At 56.8% G+C, this 17,535-nt stretch carries 14 protein-coding genes; 3 read left to right on the top strand and 11 right to left on the bottom strand.

What is annotated here, in order from left to right:
- Nucleotides 1–6 precede the first annotated feature (6 nt).
- The 10 genes from JMJ16_RS41405 to JMJ16_RS41450 form a co-directional block, all read right to left on the bottom strand.
- Nucleotides 7–2,694, bottom strand: a complete 2,688-nt coding sequence (locus JMJ16_RS41405; protein ID WP_201391076.1) for a tubulin-like doman-containing protein — start codon at nt 2,692–2,694, stop codon at nt 7–9.
- A 25-nt stretch (nt 2,695–2,719) separates the two neighbouring features.
- On the bottom strand, nt 2,720–5,158 hold the full coding sequence (locus tag JMJ16_RS41410; RefSeq protein ID WP_236601988.1) for a VWA domain-containing protein: 2,439 nt from the start codon (nt 5,156–5,158) through the stop codon (nt 2,720–2,722).
- A 140-nt stretch (nt 5,159–5,298) separates the two neighbouring features.
- Nucleotides 5,299–5,751, bottom strand: coding sequence for a hypothetical protein (locus JMJ16_RS41415; RefSeq protein WP_201391080.1), 453 nt, complete (start codon nt 5,749–5,751; stop codon nt 5,299–5,301).
- 40 nt (nt 5,752–5,791) lie between these two features.
- Nucleotides 5,792–6,610: an ABC transporter permease gene (locus JMJ16_RS41420; RefSeq protein WP_201391082.1), complete on the bottom strand. Its 819-nt coding sequence runs from the start codon at nt 6,608–6,610 to the stop codon at nt 5,792–5,794.
- Nucleotides 6,603–7,448 carry an ABC transporter ATP-binding protein gene (locus JMJ16_RS41425; RefSeq protein WP_236601920.1) on the bottom strand — a complete coding sequence of 282 codons (846 nt, stop codon included), beginning with the start codon at nt 7,446–7,448 and terminating at the stop codon, nt 6,603–6,605. The genes JMJ16_RS41420 and JMJ16_RS41425 overlap by 8 nt, the downstream gene beginning before the upstream one ends.
- Nucleotides 7,449–7,583: 135 nt before the next feature.
- Nucleotides 7,584–8,639, bottom strand: coding sequence for an ABC transporter substrate-binding protein (locus JMJ16_RS41430; RefSeq protein WP_201391084.1), 1,056 nt, complete (start codon nt 8,637–8,639; stop codon nt 7,584–7,586).
- Nucleotides 8,640–8,823: 184 nt separating this feature from the next.
- Nucleotides 8,824–9,990 (bottom strand): sulfate adenylyltransferase, encoded by a 1,167-nt coding sequence (sat, locus tag JMJ16_RS41435; RefSeq protein ID WP_201391086.1) that lies wholly within the window; start codon nt 9,988–9,990, stop codon nt 8,824–8,826.
- 96 nt (nt 9,991–10,086) lie between these two features.
- Nucleotides 10,087–10,650, bottom strand: coding sequence for an adenylyl-sulfate kinase (gene cysC, locus JMJ16_RS41440; RefSeq protein ID WP_236601921.1), 564 nt, complete (start codon nt 10,648–10,650; stop codon nt 10,087–10,089).
- A 151-nt stretch (nt 10,651–10,801) separates the two neighbouring features.
- The gene (locus tag JMJ16_RS41445; protein ID WP_201391088.1) at nt 10,802–11,761 is read right to left on the bottom strand and encodes a hypothetical protein; all 960 of its coding nucleotides are present in this window, start codon (nt 11,759–11,761) and stop codon (nt 10,802–10,804) included.
- Nucleotides 11,762–12,053: 292 nt separating this feature from the next.
- The gene (locus tag JMJ16_RS41450) at nt 12,054–13,268 is read right to left on the bottom strand and encodes a threonine synthase (RefSeq protein WP_201391090.1); all 1,215 of its coding nucleotides are present in this window, start codon (nt 13,266–13,268) and stop codon (nt 12,054–12,056) included.
- Nucleotides 13,269–13,370: 102 nt separating this feature from the next.
- Between JMJ16_RS41450 and JMJ16_RS41455 the strand changes: the two genes are divergently transcribed.
- Together JMJ16_RS41455 and JMJ16_RS41460 are read left to right on the top strand one after the other, a co-directional pair.
- Entirely contained in the window at nt 13,371–14,324 is a 954-nt protein-coding gene (locus JMJ16_RS41455) for an LLM class flavin-dependent oxidoreductase (protein WP_201391092.1), read from the top strand.
- Nucleotides 14,325–14,375: 51 nt separating this feature from the next.
- Nucleotides 14,376–15,266 (top strand): alpha/beta hydrolase, encoded by an 891-nt coding sequence (locus JMJ16_RS41460; RefSeq protein ID WP_201391094.1) that lies wholly within the window; start codon nt 14,376–14,378, stop codon nt 15,264–15,266.
- A gap of 128 nt (nt 15,267–15,394) precedes the next feature.
- On the opposite strand, the gene JMJ16_RS41465 is transcribed toward JMJ16_RS41460, so the two are convergent.
- On the bottom strand, nt 15,395–16,171 hold the full coding sequence (locus tag JMJ16_RS41465; RefSeq protein ID WP_201391096.1) for an acyl-[acyl-carrier-protein] thioesterase: 777 nt from the start codon (nt 16,169–16,171) through the stop codon (nt 15,395–15,397).
- Between the two features lie 99 nt (nt 16,172–16,270).
- Here JMJ16_RS41465 and JMJ16_RS41470 point away from each other — a divergent pair, with 99 nt between their 5' ends.
- The gene (locus tag JMJ16_RS41470; RefSeq protein ID WP_201391098.1) at nt 16,271–17,353 is read left to right on the top strand and encodes a TrkA family potassium uptake protein; all 1,083 of its coding nucleotides are present in this window, start codon (nt 16,271–16,273) and stop codon (nt 17,351–17,353) included.
- Nucleotides 17,354–17,535: the final 182 nt, after the last annotated feature.

Raw genomic sequence — 17,535 nt, forward strand, 5'->3', positions numbered from 1 at the left:
CCTTTCTTAGGATTCAGCGGGCTTCTGATCGCTTGTTTGCGACGTTGGCTGTATCACTGGAGTCGAGGAGCGGCGGATGACCATCTCGGGCAGGGGAAGAGCATAGCCGAGCGCGTTCCTGTCTGTAACCAGGCGTTCAGCCTCACCTGAGCTATGGACCGGCATCAGACCGGTGCCATGGCTCTCCTCCCAGGCGCGCTGGAAATGCTGGTAGCATTCCATGGCGCTATTGTGTTCGAGATAGAAGTCGCGCACCGTGCTGAGGCTCAGTGCGTGCAGGCCATAGCTGACTTGCAGACGATGCGGATCATGCATGACGTTGACCAGCGGGGTCTGCCCATGACTGGCGAAGGCGCTCATATGTTGTAGGGCCTGCTTGAAGAGGGCCTCCTGACTGCCATCGCGCCAGGCCAGCCCCATAAAGAGCGAGCTATCCAGCGTAGAGAGGCCCTCCGGCCAGAGTTCGGCCTCAAAGGTCACGAGGCTAGAGAGCAGGCCATAGATGTGCTCCAGGTGCGCGATGAAGTAGCCACTGATCTGCTCGCCACGCGTCTGCCCGTTATACGCCGGTGGCGTAGCCTTATCGAGGAGTTCAAAGAGATTCATATCCGCGAAGCGTTTCGTGTAGTACTCGCGAAAGAAATCGACCACGCGGTCCGCCAACCGGGCGGCGATATAGCGCTCAATGGAGAGCGTATTACTGCCGGGGGCGCTGGTCGTGCGCGCAAGAAACTCGGTACAGGGCTTGATGAAGTCCTGGTAGTTAATGGCCTGTTGCTCATCTTCCAGCGGCATGTCTCCAGCCGTGGACCAGCGATAGAGGCGCTCCACAGCGATGTTGTGATCATTGAGTGTACGCAGCGTGCTCAAGTCGAAGAGATGGCGCTGGTGAGGGTGAGGGTTTTCTAGCTTGCCATACCAGGCCATGCTGGCCTGACCCTTCAGGCGCAGTTCACGCGCCCGCTCGGTGGTGCTGGCGCTCTGAAACCAGGAGAGCGACTGATTGAGGGCCTCGCGCACGCGTTCATTGAGATCATGCAGGAGATGTTCCAGTAAGTGGTAGCGCGTAGCCAGGGCGTGGCGGCGCAGGCGCTCATTGTATGCCTCGGCCAGGGCACCGGCGTAGTCACGTGTGACGCGGCGCAGGGCACCAGGCAGGTGGGGCTGGTGCACAAGTCGTTCTTCAAGCTCATAGGGGCGCATGGGGACCCTGGGTGGCTCTCCCTCCTGCAAGCGCTCAAGCATAAAGCGATACTCCTGCTGGAGAGAACGCAGATGCTGCACGCGCCGGTTAAAAAGGCTTGTCTGACCCGTATCATTCTCCTCAAAGGTGCTGACGCCTTCAATATGTCGATGCTCTTCACGAGCCTTCAAGTCAATGACCTCTTGCATACGCGCCTCGGTATTGAGCTCGAAGCGCTCTAGTTTAGCCCAGAGGAGATCGAGATGGGCCTGCGAGGCCTCCTCGAAATCGCTGCTGCGGAAGACGCCCAGGCGCACTGCGAAGGGATTACTCTCGTCGGCCTCGATGCGCCCTACGCTATTCCATTCCTTGCTCCAGGCCCGCCGCTCGTTCTCGCTCGTCTCTCTTGTGGCAGGTTGATAACTGGCGAGGAGGGGAAGCAGGTAGGAGGCCGAGACCTGGGCGAAGGCTTGAGCTGTCTCGGGGGCAGGGAAGCGTACCTCAAACGGACAGGTCGTGCCAAAGAGTGTGGGCAGGCCACGGTCATCCGTCGAGCCAAGGGTGCGACGATCCAGCCACTTTGAATGCTCCAGGAAGCCAACTCCAGCCGCGTTCGTTGTACGTTGAAAGAGATCCATGCCGACTATGCGCGCTGTATCGATGCTGTCGTTCATAGAGGCATTGCCGATCAGGTAGATCTCGTTAGCGATGGGGTCGTTGGTCAGGCGGTGCATGCGGTTGCGCATATATTTCTGATACTCGCCCGTGGGAGATGTGGCGGCGGCGCGACTATAGGCCAGTACCTCTAGCAGGCAGGCGGTGGCATTGCTCTTGCGCCAGCGCAGATCGTTGGCGGTCGCGCCATTTATGGCCTCGGGAAGCATACAGAAGACATTGATGCGCTGTTTATACTGGTGGTGCGTCAGAATTTCGCGAATCATGACGGCGATATCTACCAGGATGCCGCTACCGGTGCCGCCGCCGAGGAAGGCGACAATATTGGCCTGCACGCCCACAGTCTTAGAGATATTCTGCTCGCTGCCCAGGCGTGCCACAGCTACCAGGGCGTGCTCCAGCACCTCATGAATATATTGATAATTGAAGCAGGCCGCGACATGACCGTTGTTGCGGATGCCGCCTGCGCCATTGGTAAAATATTGTGGTACGCGCTGCTGGATAAAGGTATGCTGGTCACTGGCATCGATGCGCGTGGCGCTGGAGATGCCAATAGGGACCGAGATGCGCAGGGGAAACTCCAGGAAGACATTGTTGTGCTGGTGGCGAAACTCGACCAGGGGGGGCGGAGGATCGTCGGTATCGATATAGACCAGGGCCACGCGCTGCTGATCGCCTGGCTTGAGGACTCGCATATGCCGCATCAATTCGAGACCGGCCAGGGCCGAGGTGCTCCCAAGAAGCACCACCAGGTTAGGTGTCAGGACGCGTGATGCCGCGACCGTCGCCGGAAGTTCAGACTCTAAACGGATCTCATCTTCATGCATGCTGGCCATACAGGTCTCTTTCTAGTCGCAGATTCTAAAAGATGTCATCTTCAGAGTTGTCTATGTGCGCGGCTTTGCGCCTCTTCTGGTGCCGGTTGGACCTGGAAGAGGAGGTGTCGGGCCGACCTGATTCTTCGTATAGCTTATCAATTTCCTCTGTGTCGGGAGTGTGACGGGCTTGGATATGATAGGTAGCCATCGCCTCGCCTGGATCTTCTTCGGGTGGGCGATAGTGTAGCTCGTGTAGCTCCTGGAAGGCTGGCTGGACTGGCTCACTATCGCTCTTGTGCCAGGAGGTGCCAGCAGAGGCATCCCTTGCCACCTCGATACCACCACCGTGTTTGAAGCGGAGGCGGAGGCCGGGTGGGAGACCAGCCTGACGGGAGCGCAGGAGCTGGGGATGTAGCAGTGCCTGGAGAGGTCCGCGACGCGCACGTTGCAGGCGGATGTTGCCTACAGCCTCGCCCTCCTGGCTGACCAGCACCTCGCCGAAGGGATGAGGCAGGAGCGCATAGCGCACGAGCAGCACCAGGAGCAGCAAGAGCAAGCCATAGAGCAGGGTAATCAACCAGGCCCGCAGCGTTTGAAGCCAGGTGGGGGCGACCAGGGCAACGCGCAGCTCACGCTGAATCGTTCCGAAGTCGCCATGGCTATCGGCGAAGCTCCCGCGCGTATGGAAGAGCAGGCGGTAAGGTCCGCTTTGTGCATTGGGCAGAGCTAGCGCAAAGCGTCCACCCTGGCGGTTTTGTACCTGCACGGGAACTGGATCTTTCGCGTTGGGCGGGATCGCCTCGGCCCGCACCTGGGCGTGAGTATATGCTTGCTGGCGTAGCAATGTCTGTCCCTCGATCGAGGCGGCGGGCTGAGCTGGAATTCCCTGGAGGGGCCACTGGCTCAGCCACGCTATGGGCGAGAATGGCAGACCATAGAGTAGGCGTAGGGCCGTGTCCCACTCAACCACTTGGACTGTAATCTCCTGATCGGTCGGTTGCTGCGTCGCTGGGGAGAGCAGGTTGGGCTCGGGAAAATGTTCGAGGCGCAGCGAGCGCAACTGACTGCTGAGCGTGTGCGCGAGGCTGACGCTATAGCTATTGACCGTGATATCGTAGGAGCCTGAGGGGGCGTTCTCAGGCACAAAGATGGTGCCCGTATATGTCCCAGGCGTTGCCTTGCTATCGAGCGCGAAGTCCTGACTATACTGGCCCCCAGCACCATTATAGGCAACATGACCAGTGAGCGAGACGGTATTATCGGTGATTGCTTCGCCATGATAGGTCAGGTGAGTGCTGACCGTGATGGGCTGGCCCAGGGCCAGTGCTGATTGTGCGCCGCTTTGCAGGTTGGCCTGTGAGATATCGAGGGCTGAGAGTGCCAGCGACGAGGCCTTTAAGCTTTTCATCAGGAAGCGTCCCGAGCCAGTCACGGCCAGGTTCCAGTCTCCCTGCTGGGGGCGGTCAATTGAGTAGATGACATAGTAGGGGTCAGCGTTAGAGACAAAGACGCCCGGTTGTGCGCTGATGTTATGTCCCTGCGGATCCTGGAGCACGACTGTAGTACCTGGCTGATCCTTAATGACGACTACGTCCAGGTTATCGGTATAGCTGGTCACATTGAAGGCGCGGCTGACGCTGCCATTGGGTTGGGTTAGCCCGATATCATCGCCGACCGTCCGGTGATTATGGCGGGCGAAGATATCCACAAAGAAAGGCGCGATATTCAGGGGCGAGGGCTGGCCCTGGATAACCCCGTTGGCATCGTCATAGAACTTGCCCGAGGTCGCATTGGCGAGGCCGCTGAGAAACTCGTGGAATGAGTGGTAGGGCGTTCCGGCCTGGATAGGCGCGTTATTGCCCAGCGCGATGGTATCGATGCTCCAATTGTGCTGCTTAAACTGTGGGAGAAGCTCGCTCTGAATGGCATTCACCTGGTCATTCGTGCCTGGATCGGGATTGCCATCGGTTAAGAGCACGACCGAGCCTGGGCGCGGCTGGTCCTGAGTAGCCTGCTGAAGCATCTGAAGCGCTCTGTGTAGCGCATCATAGGTCGGTGTAGTGCTATCGGGCTGGCAGTGATGCGATTGCTCAGTGATGGTCTTTTGCAGCGCCTGATGCTGCAAGGGCGTTGCCATCTCGCCGGGGTTGGCCCAGCTTTGAGCCAGGGGAAAATTATGTGGTCCGCCGGTCGTGCCATTGCCATCGAGGGCCACAACGCCGATATAGTTGCCGGGTCCACTTAGATCGATAAAGGCATTGGCCGCCGAGCAGCGCAGGCCAGCGGGATCGCTCGCGCTCATCGAGCCGGACATATCCAGGACAAGAATCGTGACTGAGTTCTGCTCAGCAGGTGTCAGGCCAGCCCCTCTGCGTATCGTCTGAGCTAACGCCTGTGAAGCGGGAGAAGTAATGGAACCTGTCAGCAAGAGAGCGCTGAGGAGTGCGCCAAGTATATAGCAAATGTGGAAGAAGGCCTTCATCACACACATTTCCAGATAGGTAGTAAGTTGACTGCTCTCTATTCACTATAGTCCCCACATCCAAGCCAGGCGATTACTGCTGCGTCATTTGCGCTCGCTTCCCTGCTCTTTGGCTTCAGGCGCTCCTCAGGCTTTATACATTAGATTGTGTGCTTATTTGCTGATAGGCGTCCCTCTAGAGTCTGCTGGGCGGCCAGCAGGAGAAAGGGAATGAGGATGAAGAGCAGGCGCGAAGCGGCCATGAGAAAGAGTAGTGTGTTCCAGGTGATTGGTGTGGCATAGAGAGCTAGCGCGACGCCGATCACCGCCAGCAGCACGCCTGTGACCAGGACAATCGTAGCCCAGCGATGCCAGCCTCGGGTATCGCGGCGGTCCTGGGCGATGCTCTCGGTAAATTGCCAGCAGACAAAGAGGCCATCGATGAAGATGAGGACTGCGATCAAATGTCCAGGTTGCGCGATCCAGGTTTGCGCCACGTTTGTACTCCAGGTCGCTGCGAAGTGCAAGGCCAGCGCGATCAGAAACGTGGCGAATACGCCGATGAGGATGTATACGTCGCGAATGGAGCGAGCAATCGTCAAAACCACGCGCATAGAGGTGTAATGCCTTTCTCATGCTTATAAAAAGCTGTATTTAACCCTGGAGTCCACGGCGTTCGCGTATCCCGCGTTCGATATTGGCGAAGATTAGCGTATCAATTGCCACGCCGATGGCGATAATAATGAGCATTACGGCCATGACCTGAGAGGCGTCAGAGAGATCGCGCCCGTTGTTGAGCAGGTTGCCCAGGCTCAGCGAGACGTAGATCAGTTCAGCAGCCATCAGTGAGCGCCAGGCGAAGGTCCAGCCCTGTTTCAGCCCCTCTATAATAGAGGGTAGCGCGGCCGGAAGAATGACCTGCGTGGCCAGACGCATACCGCGCGTGCCGAGCGTGCGCGCCGCCCTGACATACAGCGGGGGCGTATTCTTGATGCCATTGACGACGCCAAGTGTAATCGAGAAGAGGGCGCCCATCACGACGACAAAGGTGATCGCCTGTTCCGTGAGGCCAAACCAGAGTATGGCCAGCGGGAGCCAGCACACACTGGGCAGGGCTTGCAGGCCTAGGATCAACGAACCCACGGTCTCCTCCAGAAGGCGGAAGCGCCCGATGAGCGCGCCTAGCGCTACCCCTAGTACGAGCGAGATCGCGTATCCAATCGCCAATCTTTGCACACTTACCAGCGCACCCTGGATATACTGGCCACTACTGATGCCATCCACCAGGGAGGCGAACACAGCCAGTGGACCCGGTAGGGCATAGGAGGGCCAGATGTTTAGGATAGCAATGATGTGCCAGGCCAGGAGTAAAAGTGCGTAGAACACGAGGCGGCGCAGCCAGGGACCAATTGCTGCGTATGCTGGGCGTGTCGCTGTTTGCGGTGTCGAAAGTTGAGCGGTCGCCTTAGCCATTGTGTACCACCTCTTGTTCTCCCATAGCATCCTTCAGAACCGCCAGGATCTCGGCGGCCTGGTCTACCAGGCGATGATCTTCCAGCGAGCGGGGCCGGGGGAGATCAATGCGGAAGTCACGCACAATCGTGCCGGGCCGGGGTGAGAAGACAACTACGCGGTCGCCCAGGGCCACCGCTTCATGCACATTATGGGTGACAAAGACAATCGTTTTTTGTGTTGCCGACCAGATGCTTTCGAGTTCAGCATACATGCGGTCGCGCGTCAGGGCATCCAGGGCGCCAAAGGGTTCGTCCATCAGGAGTACAGCCGGATTGATGGCCAGGGCGCGTGCGATAGCCACACGCTGGCGCATGCCACCCGAGAGATGATGAATGTAGCTCTTCTCGAATCCGGTCAGGTGAACCATGTCGATGAACTTCTGTGTGAGCAAGGCCCGTTTCTTCGCGGGAAGACCAGCCTGGCGCAGACCGAACTCGACGTTGCCGCGTACATCGAGCCAGGGGAAGAGCGCCGCCTCCTGAAAGAGCAGCACGCGATCGGTACCCGGTCCCTGCACAGGCTTATTGCTAGCCCAGACCGTACCATTACTGGCGCTCTCCAGGCCCGCGATAATGCTGAGCAGGGTCGATTTACCGCAGCCACTAGGACCAACAAAGCAGACAAACTCGCCCGCCTCAATCTCCAGGTTGACCGGGCGCAATGCCTCGACGGCCTGTGTTCGCCCAGCGTAGGTTTTGCTAACCTGCTCTATTTTCAAAGGGATCCCATTAGGCTCTACAGATACACTCTGGAGCTGGGACGGTAACTCAATAACTGGCGAGCGCCGAAGCATCATCTCTCTTCCTCCTGCTATAGCTTGCACACACCTTTGGCATAACGGCTCGCGCCTGCGGCGCTCGCCGGGGGTAGTAGGTGTGATGGATGCTGGCAGCCTGCGGCTGCCAGCATCCATCACACCTACTACCCGAAATTATGGGGTAGAGATGGCCGGTTTCCCTTTGGCAGAGAGGACCGCGTTGAGATCGCTGAGCTGATACAGGTTCTTCAGATCGGGCTTGCTCTTGCCCAGGAAGCCGAGCGCGAAGGCCTGGTCAGCGGCCTTGTACAGGGCACTGGGCAGTGGATCATAGGTGATGCTCAGGTTGGCAAAGGCCTGATCGAGTTCATTTTGTGGGAGTGCTTTGCCTGAGAGGCGCTTGAGCTCGCCGTTGATGATCTTCTTGGCGTCATCGGGATGGCTCTGAATATAGCCAACGGTATCGACATGGGCCTCCAGGAACTTCTTGACCAGGTCGGGATGCTGATCATAGAAGGCTTTGCGTACGACAACATTGGTCGTCACAAACTGTCCCTCGGGCCAGAGGGTGCGCTCATCGACAAGAACCTTGCCCTTGCCCTCAACCACCAGGCGGGTGGCATAAGGCTCAGGCACCCAGGCGCCATCGATTTTGCCCTGTTTGAACAGAGAGAGAATATTGGCGTTATCGGTTGGGATAACCTGGACATTGCCACCCTTATCGGTGCTTTGCAGACCATGATTCTGGAGGTAGTTGCGCAGCGCAACGTCCTGAGTATTGCCGAGCTGAGGCGTAGCCAGCTTCTTATTAGCCAGGTCAGCGGGCGTCTTGATATTTGGTTGTACCACGAAAGAGGCGCCACCGCTGGCGGCCCCGGCAATGATGCGTAGCGCTGAACCCTGGCTCTTGATATAACCATTGATGGCCGGGTTGGGACCGACATAGCCGATATCGATGCTCTTGGCGAAGAGGGCCTCAATGAGCGCGGGTCCCGCGTTAAAGGTCGTGGTTTGCAGGGTAACATTTGATCCAAGGGCTTTGGCGAATGCCCCTTGCTGTACGCCGACGACTGCGACCGCGTGGGTGATATTAGGGAAATACCCCAGGTGGACCGTGACCTTGCCATTGCTGCTGGCATTCGCGTCCTGCCCAGCACATCCAAGCAGAGCAACGGCGAGCAAAGCAAACAGGGCCAGGATACTCCAACTGTGTGGGAGCTTCTGTTTCATTCCTTTGATTACTCCTCGAAAAAAGTTACTTCTTATCCGAAAACTCTGAGCGCGAAGCGCTAGTCACGTAAGTGACGTTGGGTTTCGGAATAAGATCTTAATAGAGTAAAGAGAACTCGTTTAGGTGAAAGCTTGCTTCGCATACGCCGTTGTATTTGTCACAGAGCAAATATATGGCGCGTCTTTATGCCACGGGTTCGCGCATGGCCTCGATAAGAATGCGGGCGACCTCTGGACGCGAGAACTCGCGTGGTGGGAGCGTCCCCTCACGCAGCAACTGGCGTACCTTTGTTCCGCTCAAGGCCACATGCTGTTCCGCGCCATGCGGACAGGTCTTCTGTGAGGCCATGGACTGGCACTCGCGACAGAAGAAGGCATTTTCAAAGAAAATGGGTGTAATGCCGAGCAGGGCGGGATCAAATTCGGCAAAAATCTTCTGCGCGTCATAGGTGCCGTAGTAGTTGCCGACGCCCGCATGATCGCGGCCCACGATAAAGTGTGAGCAGCCATAATTCTTACGCATTAAGGCGTGGAAGATAGCCTCGCGTGGGCCGGCATAGCGCATCGAGGCCGGGAGCACGCCCAGAAGGACACGATTCGCCGGATAGTAGTTCTCCAGCAGCACCTCGTAGCAGCGCATACGTACAGCGGCGGGAATATCATCGCTCTTAGTATCACCAACAAGGGGATGCAGATAGAGGCCATCCACGGTTTCCAGGGCGCACTTCTGGATATACTCATGCGCGCGATGCACTGGATTGCGAGTCTGGAAGCCTACAACGCGTTTCCAGCCGCGCTCGGCGAAGAGCTGGCGCGATTGCGTGGGTGTGTAGCGATACTGTGCGAAGTTCTGCTGCTGCAAGGACACGATGCGTACGGGGCCACCAAGCAGGACATCTTCCTGCTGATACACAACCTTGACGCCTGGATGGGCCTCTTCCTCGGTGCGGTAGACCTGGCGTGCCTCATGCCGCTTATCATAGGTATACTTCTCTTCCAGCGTCAGTACAGCCTGTAATTCGCCTGCCTGATTCACGAGCGCGACCTCGGAACCCTCCCGGAGCTTTTCAGCCTGCTCACTTGAGACTGCCAGGGTCACGGGTACAGACCAGGGGAGACCATTGCTGAGGTGCATCGTGTTTACGACGCTCTCATAATCCGCGCGGTTGAGAAAACCCTTCAAGGGGCTATAGGCACCATTTGCCAGTTGTTCCAGGTCCGCGAGCTGCCGCGAGCCGATGACGATGTGAGGAAGCGCCTGGGCACGTTCACGAAGCTCTTGTTGTTCGGCCTGGCTGGCAAGGTTGATGATCAATGTGCCGCCATGAGGAGCAATCAAGCCGTCTGTCATGAGTATCTATCCTGCCTTTACTGTAAATAAGAATTCTATGGGTGCGATGTCGTAGGGTCAGAGCTTGCTCGGACTAAGGCCAAGCCAGCTTGGCTTCTACAGGGTTGAAATTGGTGTTTCGAGATAGCTGGCATCCAGGTACTCTAGCTCCACGAGTTTGTGCAGGATGCGCTGCACGCTCTCCTCGATAGTCTCGGCATTGGTCTCGATGATCAATTCAGGATGCTCTGGCTCCTCATAGGGATCATCCACGCCGGTAAAGTTCTTGATCTTGCCCTCGTCCACCAGTTTGTAGAGACCCTTGACATCGCGGTCGCGACAGACCTCGATGGGGCATTTCACGTAGATTTCGGCAAAGTTGCCGATCTCCTGACGCGCCCACTCGCGAGCCTCGCGATAAGGCGAGATGGCGGCGGAGATGCACACTACGCCATTGCGTGTGAGCAGGCCACAGACGAAGGCGATGCGTTTGATATTGGTATCGCGGTCCTCGCGGCTAAAACCCAGGCCCTTGCTCAGGTGGGTACGTACGATGTCGCCATCAAGAATCTCAACATTGCGTCCATGCTGTCGCAGGCGCTTCTCAAGGGCATCGGAGAGGGTGCTTTTCCCGGCCCCGGAGAGGCCTGTAAACCAGATCGTAAATCCTGTATTTGCCATGCTTGACTCTCTTCCTTACTTCTCGCGCCTGCGGCGCTCGCCTGAGTTGTTGGTGTGGTGGATGCTGGCAGCCTGCGGCTGCCAGCATCCACCACACCAACAACTCGGAAAAATGTGCATTGTGTTGAATAAAAATACGCGTCACTTGTGCCTAGAAGGCGTAGGCTTCGTAGAGACGCCACTCGGGATTGAGGTCGAATTGAGCAATGTTCTGCTGCGCGACCTCGCCATGCTTGCGCCCACGTTTCAGGAGGATGCGCGTATGCTTGCCATCGACAAGCACCCAGGCGTTATGCTGCGCATTATAGCTGCAATCCTGGAGCCAGCTTGTGCCCGCATCCACCTCTTCCTCAATCGTGGTGCCGTGACCGGAGGAATTGAGGCGTACGAGCAAGGCTCTGCCGTGGACGGTGTCGGCGACGGTAAAATGCTCCTCATCCAGGATGCGTACTGAGTGGGGATGGTCCAGTCCTTCAAGGATGGTCTCCCACTTCCCGCTTTCGCGATCAATGGCGATAACCGTACCCTGGTGGAAGAGGGTCGCCAGGATGCGTCCATCGGGTAGCTCAGCCACGGAGTTCACATGGGTGGTCTGCTGGAGCGTGCCATATTTGATGATGCGGTGATCGGCCTCTTTATCAAGCTCACGGAGCTCGCCTGTGGGAGTGTGGCTAAAGCCATGGTCGGTGGCCCACCAGGTCCAGAGTACCTCGCCCGTAGGGCTGAACTCGACCAGGAGATCAATGCCTGTGCTGGCGACGAGATAGCCGCGACGGGTGCGTGAGACAGAGTGCAGGGCATTAAAGAGTGGAGAGCTAATAAAGTCGTTCTGAAGGGTTTGCAGTTGCGTATCAACCCGGTGGATGCTATCAAAGGTGGTGACCAGGACATCCTTCTCGAATGGTGCCAGTCCCGCCGCCATGCTCAGGTTGAGCACCTTCTGTGTGGCCCCCAGGTCATCGATAAGGCAGACCAGGCCGCCGAGATCACCCCCAGGCTTCTGTTTGCTTCCAAGGACGGTCAGCGGGCAGGAGGTCTCCTCGCGTGTCTGGGTCCAGTGTTGTTTGAGCGTCGAGTGTTGCGTGGAAATACAACTGAGCAATAGCTTCATGCAGGAACTCCGTTTACCTATATGCCTATCAGGATAGCCTGTCATCGTTATGACCAAATCAACACTCCGTTCCCTCTATGGAAGCCTGCAAGTCGCCCCTTTGCGCTCATGCTCTTATGCCGCTACCCGCAAATATGTTGACTTAGTTTATCAAGATACTAATAATATCCTTATTAACTATACCGTATAGGATTCTTGCTTGTCAATTGTTAAAGTGCAGCAAAAAGGGTGTGGGTGGAAAACTGAGCGAAGCTCAGTTTTCCACCCACACCCTTTTTGCTGCACTTTATTCTTAAGCCACTGGCAGTTCATCCTGCGGCTGGAGTAGTGGGACCTCTACCTGGACCGTATCGGGATATTTGAGGCCGGTGCCCGTGTTGAGCAGAACTACACGCTCGTCTGCTTTGATCCAGCCACTGGCGCGTAGTTGTTCCGCAGCGGCGAGGGTGGCAGCACCCTCGGGGCAGACGAAGAGACCCTCCGTGGCGGCCAGCCTGGATTGAGCCTGGAGTAACTCTTCATCGCTGATGGCGATGGCGCAACCATCGGTGTTGCGGACCGCTTCGAGTACGAGAAAATCGCCCAGGGCCTTGGGGACGTTGATGCCAAAGGCAATGGTGCGCGAGTTGGGCCAGAGCTGAGAGTCAGGCTTGCCCTCCTGCCAGGCCTGGACAATGGGGGCGCAGCCGGCGGCCTGGACCGCGACCAGCCGTGGCAGGCGTTCACCAATCCAGCCCATCTGCTGTAGCTCGCGCAGAGCCTTGTAAATACCGATGATGCCTACGCCGCCACCGGTGGGGTAGAGAATGACATCGGGGACATCCCAGGCGAACTGTTCCGCGAGTTCATAGCCCATCGTCTTCTTGCCCTCGATGCGGTATGGTTCCTTGAGGGTCGAGGCCTCGTACCAGCCATGGGCCTTGACGCCACGCCCGACGATGGCTCCCGCGTCATTGATCAGGCCATTGACCAGGAAGAGCCTCGCGCCATTGATGGCGCATTCGTTGCGCGTAATGGTTGGTGCTCCCTCGGGCATGACGATCACGGCCTCGATGCCCGCTCTCGCGGCATAGGTCGCCCAGGCGCCTCCGGCATTGCCATTGGTCGGCATGGCCAGGGTTTTAACGCCCAGCTCTTTGGCACGTGACACGCCCACGGCGGCGCCGCGCGCCTTAAAGCTGCCCGTAGGAATCACGCCCTCATCTTTTACATAGAGATTAGGCATCTCCAGCTGCGCCCCCAGGCGCTTGAGGGGAATAAGTGGCGTCATGCCTTCGCCCAGGGTGACGACATTCTCTGGCGAGCGCACTGGCAGCAGCTCGTGATAGCGCCAGAGCGAGGGCTCACGCCTCTGTAACTCTTGCTTTTCGAGCTGCTTGCTTGCAGCCTCCAGGTCATAGCGTACGAGCAAGGGTGAGCCACAGGTACAGAGATGCGCCTGAGTATCTGGATCATAGCTTGCGTGACAGCGCGGACATTCCAGGTGGTGAAGAAAGCTAAAGGCCAAGGTATACCATCCAATCTAGTAGAATAAGGGTATTGGTATGATTGTTACCAGTATTACAACACATTCACTCTCGATTACAAGGCTTGAAAGGAAATACATGAGATGTCAGCACAAGAGAAAACCACCCGTGAGCGCGTAGGGCTGGCGATATTTGGCGCCACCTCGTCTGAGGCTATTGCCGCGATTGTGGCGGCTGAAAAGGCTGGAGTGCGCCAGGTATGGATGACGCAAGGGGGACTGTCTCCCGATACGCTAACCATCTTCGCAGCCGCTGCGGTGCAGACGCAGAGTATTCGCATGGGAACGTCTATTGTACCCACGTATCCACGTCATCCCCTGGCTTTGGCGCAGCAAGCCCTGGCCTTAAGTGACATCGCTCCAGAGCGTTTGCGCCTGGGTGTGGGTCCAAGCCATCGTCCGATTATTGAGGGTGGCTATGGTATCCCTATGCATAGCCCGCAGGAGCACCTGCGTGAGTATGTGACTATCTTGCGTGCGGCGCTCTGGGATGGTAAAGTTGAGCATCAGGGGCGCTTCTTTACGGTCAAAGGCACACTTCCACGCGTGCCGCAGACGCCGATTCTGATATCTGCCTTGCGCGAAGGGGCTTTTCGCCTGGCGGGTGAGTTGACCGATGGCGCGCTCTCCTGGGTTTGTCCGGTTCCCTACCTGCTTGAGAAGGCCTTGCCAGCGCTACGAGCCGGAGCTGCGAAGGCTGGACGCCCGGTCCCACCCCTGGTGGCGCATATTCCGGTGGCCCTCAGCCAGGATCGGCAGGCGGTGAACGTGGCGGCGCGCAAGCAATTGGGGCATTATGGGCATCTGCCTTTCTACGTCAGCATGTTTGCCGAGGCGGGCTTCCCCGTTTCACCCGAGGGCGAGCTGAGTGACGCGCTGCTTGAGAACCTGGTGGTCACAGGGGATGACGCCGCGATTGCGGAGCACTTCAAGAAGCTACTGGCATCCGGCCTGGATGAATTGCTAGTTATGCCCATCGTTGTGGCAAATGCCAAAGATGAACGAGAGCGCCTGGCTCGCTTGATTGGTCAAATATAATACCAGGAGCGTGCGCCCGGGATGCTCGTACTGCTTTGAGGAGGTCTGAATATGTCTTTTCAGCCAGAGGCGCCGGGTGATTGGGGCGTCATGCGAGAGATCCCTGACGTGCGTGCGACTGCCGAGACACTGCTCACGGCGGACGGTTGCCCGCATTTTGTGCGTGGTTGGGTCAATGAACATGCCACGCGCGTGCTCTTGATCCTGCATGGACTCGGCGGACATAGTGGATGGTATATTGACCTGGGCAATGTCCTGGCTGAGCAGGGCATTACGGTCTATGCCATGGATCATCGCGGTTTTGGCCGCTCGGGTGGAATGGCTGGTCATATTGATCGCTATCGCACATATATAGATGATGTTGTATTTATGCTCGCCGAAATACGCAAGCGTCACCCAGAGGCGGCTATATATCTCCTGGGACATAGCATGGGTGGCCTCTTTGCCACTTATGTCGCGGCTCGACACGGCGAGGATCTGGCCGGAGTGATCCTGCTCAACTCCTGGATTCAGGACACGGCAAAGGTTCCCTCGTTAACTGTGCTGCAAATCCTCATGGGAGGTCTCCTGGGGTCCCAGCGCTACTGGACAGTTGGTGATGGCGCGAAGTCAATGACGATTAATCCTGAGGCTATACAAATGCTTGAGGCGGATAGTTACTGGGGGAAGCGCCAGACGGCGGCCATGCTCGTCCAGGTCTTGCAGATGCGTCTCGCGGCGCTCGCCCGGGCCAGGCAGGTCACAATTCCCGCGCTTGTCTTACAGGCCGAAGATGATGCCGCTGTCTCTATTGGGACCAACCGGAAGCTCTATGAGCACCTGGCCAGTCACGATAAGACCTGGAAAGACTATCCCGGCTACCACCATGATAGCCAGTTTGAGCATGACCGCTCCCGCCTGGATGCCGACCTGATTGCCTGGCTGAAAGAGCACGCGGGGTAGAGCGGATTTTCAATCCATAGGTGGCACCACCACGCGAGACGGCTCCCAGACCGGTATCTACCGCAAATAAATGTAATGACTACTTTGCGGTAGATGGCAAAAATTAGGTTTATGTATATTTTGTCGCTCTAGAGTTCTTGTGTGTGCCAGAGCCAGCGGGAGTGCGCACGTACCGCTATTGTTCCATTACGCGTGATGCGTTGCAGGCGGCTGAACTCCTCTCCAGCCGTAGGCCAGGGGTCGAACCAGCTCTGGATTGCGAATTGCTCGCCAAAACGAATGCTTTCGGCATACTCGATGTCGTAGGAGCGGATCTGGGGCATGGCCTTGTCGGGCGTAATGCCAGCCTGCGCATAGGCCTCCCAGGCAGCATTATCCAATGCCTCAACATAGGCTGCGTTGTTCATGTGCTGCATTAAATCAGTATCGGAGAAGCGTACTGTAGCCTCAGAGCGGTGTGGCTCGCTTTCGGGAAAAGGGGATAGTGGCGCCTCTGGCTGCTGAGGTTGCGGACCATCCGGTAGCCATATTTCGGCTGTACCTTCGGGCATACGCGTAGGACGCCCACGCTTGTCCACATAGACCCAGAGCGTGCGCGCACTAACTACAGGCGTATCGTGTGGCTCGCCCGCCAGGTAGGCCGCGTAGCCGCGTTGTGCAGTAATGCGTGTGAAGCCCATGCCAAAGGTCTTTAAATCAAGTTTGGTATGTATCTTGATCGGAGCCGCGAAGGAAATAACGGTTCTCTTTACGATCCAGTAGCCCTCTCCCCCCAGTTGTATGTCCTCAGCATCTAGAGAAGCGATCTCTTGCATATAGCGTAAGAATGCCGCTGGAGTGAGATAGCCATAGTTATCACATTCATCATAGCGAACGGTGTGTGTATGATAGAATTGTCGATTCATTCTCCCATAAGTTCCTTTATCCATTTCTCTGCAATTCTCTAGATTATAGAACACAAGCCGAATCTTTGTCATTCCTGATTGAGTGATTGGTGCTATTCAATGATCCGTAAACGCTCGTTACATGCGCCTACACACAGCTCGCGTGGTTTTTCGCAGGTGCCATCCTTTAGGCACTTGCAAATCGCGATTGTGCTGGTGCTGACCGTGCTTATCGTGGGCACGGTTGGCTACATGGAGATTGAGCAGCTCTCCTTCTTCGATGCCCTCTATACCACTGTGGATATGATGGCCACGATAGGTAGTAGCTCACATCCAGATACCGAGGCCGGTCGCATTTTTACCTTATTTGTTGTCGTCTTTGGCGTCGGCTCGCTCCTCTATACCTTTGGCGCGGGCATGGAGTTTATCATCGAGGGACATTTTAATCAGGCGGTCAGGAGGCATCTCATGGATAGAAAAATCGGGGCCTTACGCAACCATTGTATCATCTGTGGCTTTGGGCGCGTTGGTTCGCAGATAGCCGAGGATTTCACGGAGGAGCAGAAGGTCTTTATCGTGGTCGATGAGAATGAGCAGAATATTCAGACCTGTCTGCAATGCGGCTACCTGGCTCTGCAGGGCGATGCGACGCGGGATGATATCTTGCGCGAGGCAGGCATTGAGCATGCGCGGACCGTGCTGGTGGCGACCGATAATGATGCGCACAATATTTCGATCACCCTCTCGGCGCGCCATCTCAAGCGTGAGTTATTCATTGTAGCGCGCGCCAATCGCGATGAAACCAAGGTCAAGCTCAAGCTAGCAGGGGCGAATCGCGTGCTCTCACCCTACACGATCAGCGGTCACTATATGGCTAACCTGGTCTTTGAGCCAGCCATGGTCGAGCTCTTTGAAGCGATCATGCAAGCTGAGACTGGAGACCTGGTGGTTGAGGAGGTGGAGCTTGCGCCAACGGCAAAGATTATTGGTCAGACGATGCGAGATGCTCAGAATACGCTGTTGCACCAGGGGGTGGTGCTGGTAGCGCTTAAGCGCTACGGGTCTATATTGAGCACTCCTACACAGCACCTGCTCATCACCAGGGGAGATAGCGTGGTCGTTATTGGCAAGTTAGCGCAGATAACCGCCTTTTGTCATAAACACATGAGCGCTGCCCATAAGCAGATGTTTCAGGAGGAGTAGCCAGCCTGGCTTACAACATTCTCAGAGGCGCGTGATGGGTGCTTTCATCATCTTTTTTATACTATTTGCTCTTTCTTCTATCCTTGTATACGCCTCCCAGCTTTTTGGGATCACCTTTCCCAACCAGTTTTTCGCAGCTTGACAAATGCGTCTATTACTAGTTATGATATTTATGTTGATTT

It is taken from the genome of Ktedonobacter sp. SOSP1-52 (assembly GCF_016587395.1).

Excerpts from the sequence above, each read along its gene's own strand:
- JMJ16_RS41405 (WP_201391076.1), bottom strand. The coding sequence starts at position 2,694 with ATGGCCAGCATGCATGAAGATGAGATCCGTTTAGAGTCTGAACTTCCG.
- JMJ16_RS41410 (WP_236601988.1), bottom strand. The coding sequence starts at position 5,158 with ATGAAGGCCTTCTTCCACATTTGCTATATACTTGGCGCACTCCTCAGC.
- JMJ16_RS41415 (WP_201391080.1), bottom strand. The coding sequence starts at position 5,751 with ATGCGCGTGGTTTTGACGATTGCTCGCTCCATTCGCGACGTATACATC.
- JMJ16_RS41420 (WP_201391082.1), bottom strand. The coding sequence starts at position 6,610 with ATGGCTAAGGCGACCGCTCAACTTTCGACACCGCAAACAGCGACACGC.
- JMJ16_RS41425 (WP_236601920.1), bottom strand. The coding sequence starts at position 7,448 with ATGATGCTTCGGCGCTCGCCAGTTATTGAGTTACCGTCCCAGCTCCAG.
- JMJ16_RS41430 (WP_201391084.1), bottom strand. The coding sequence starts at position 8,639 with ATGAAACAGAAGCTCCCACACAGTTGGAGTATCCTGGCCCTGTTTGCT.
- sat (WP_201391086.1), bottom strand. The coding sequence starts at position 9,990 with ATGACAGACGGCTTGATTGCTCCTCATGGCGGCACATTGATCATCAAC.
- cysC (WP_236601921.1), bottom strand. The coding sequence starts at position 10,650 with ATGGCAAATACAGGATTTACGATCTGGTTTACAGGCCTCTCCGGGGCC.
- JMJ16_RS41445 (WP_201391088.1), bottom strand. The coding sequence starts at position 11,761 with ATGAAGCTATTGCTCAGTTGTATTTCCACGCAACACTCGACGCTCAAA.
- JMJ16_RS41455 (WP_201391092.1), top strand. The coding sequence starts at position 13,371 with ATGTCAGCACAAGAGAAAACCACCCGTGAGCGCGTAGGGCTGGCGATA.
- JMJ16_RS41460 (WP_201391094.1), top strand. The coding sequence starts at position 14,376 with ATGTCTTTTCAGCCAGAGGCGCCGGGTGATTGGGGCGTCATGCGAGAG.
- JMJ16_RS41465 (WP_201391096.1), bottom strand. The coding sequence starts at position 16,171 with ATGAATCGACAATTCTATCATACACACACCGTTCGCTATGATGAATGT.
- JMJ16_RS41470 (WP_201391098.1), top strand. The coding sequence starts at position 16,271 with ATGATCCGTAAACGCTCGTTACATGCGCCTACACACAGCTCGCGTGGT.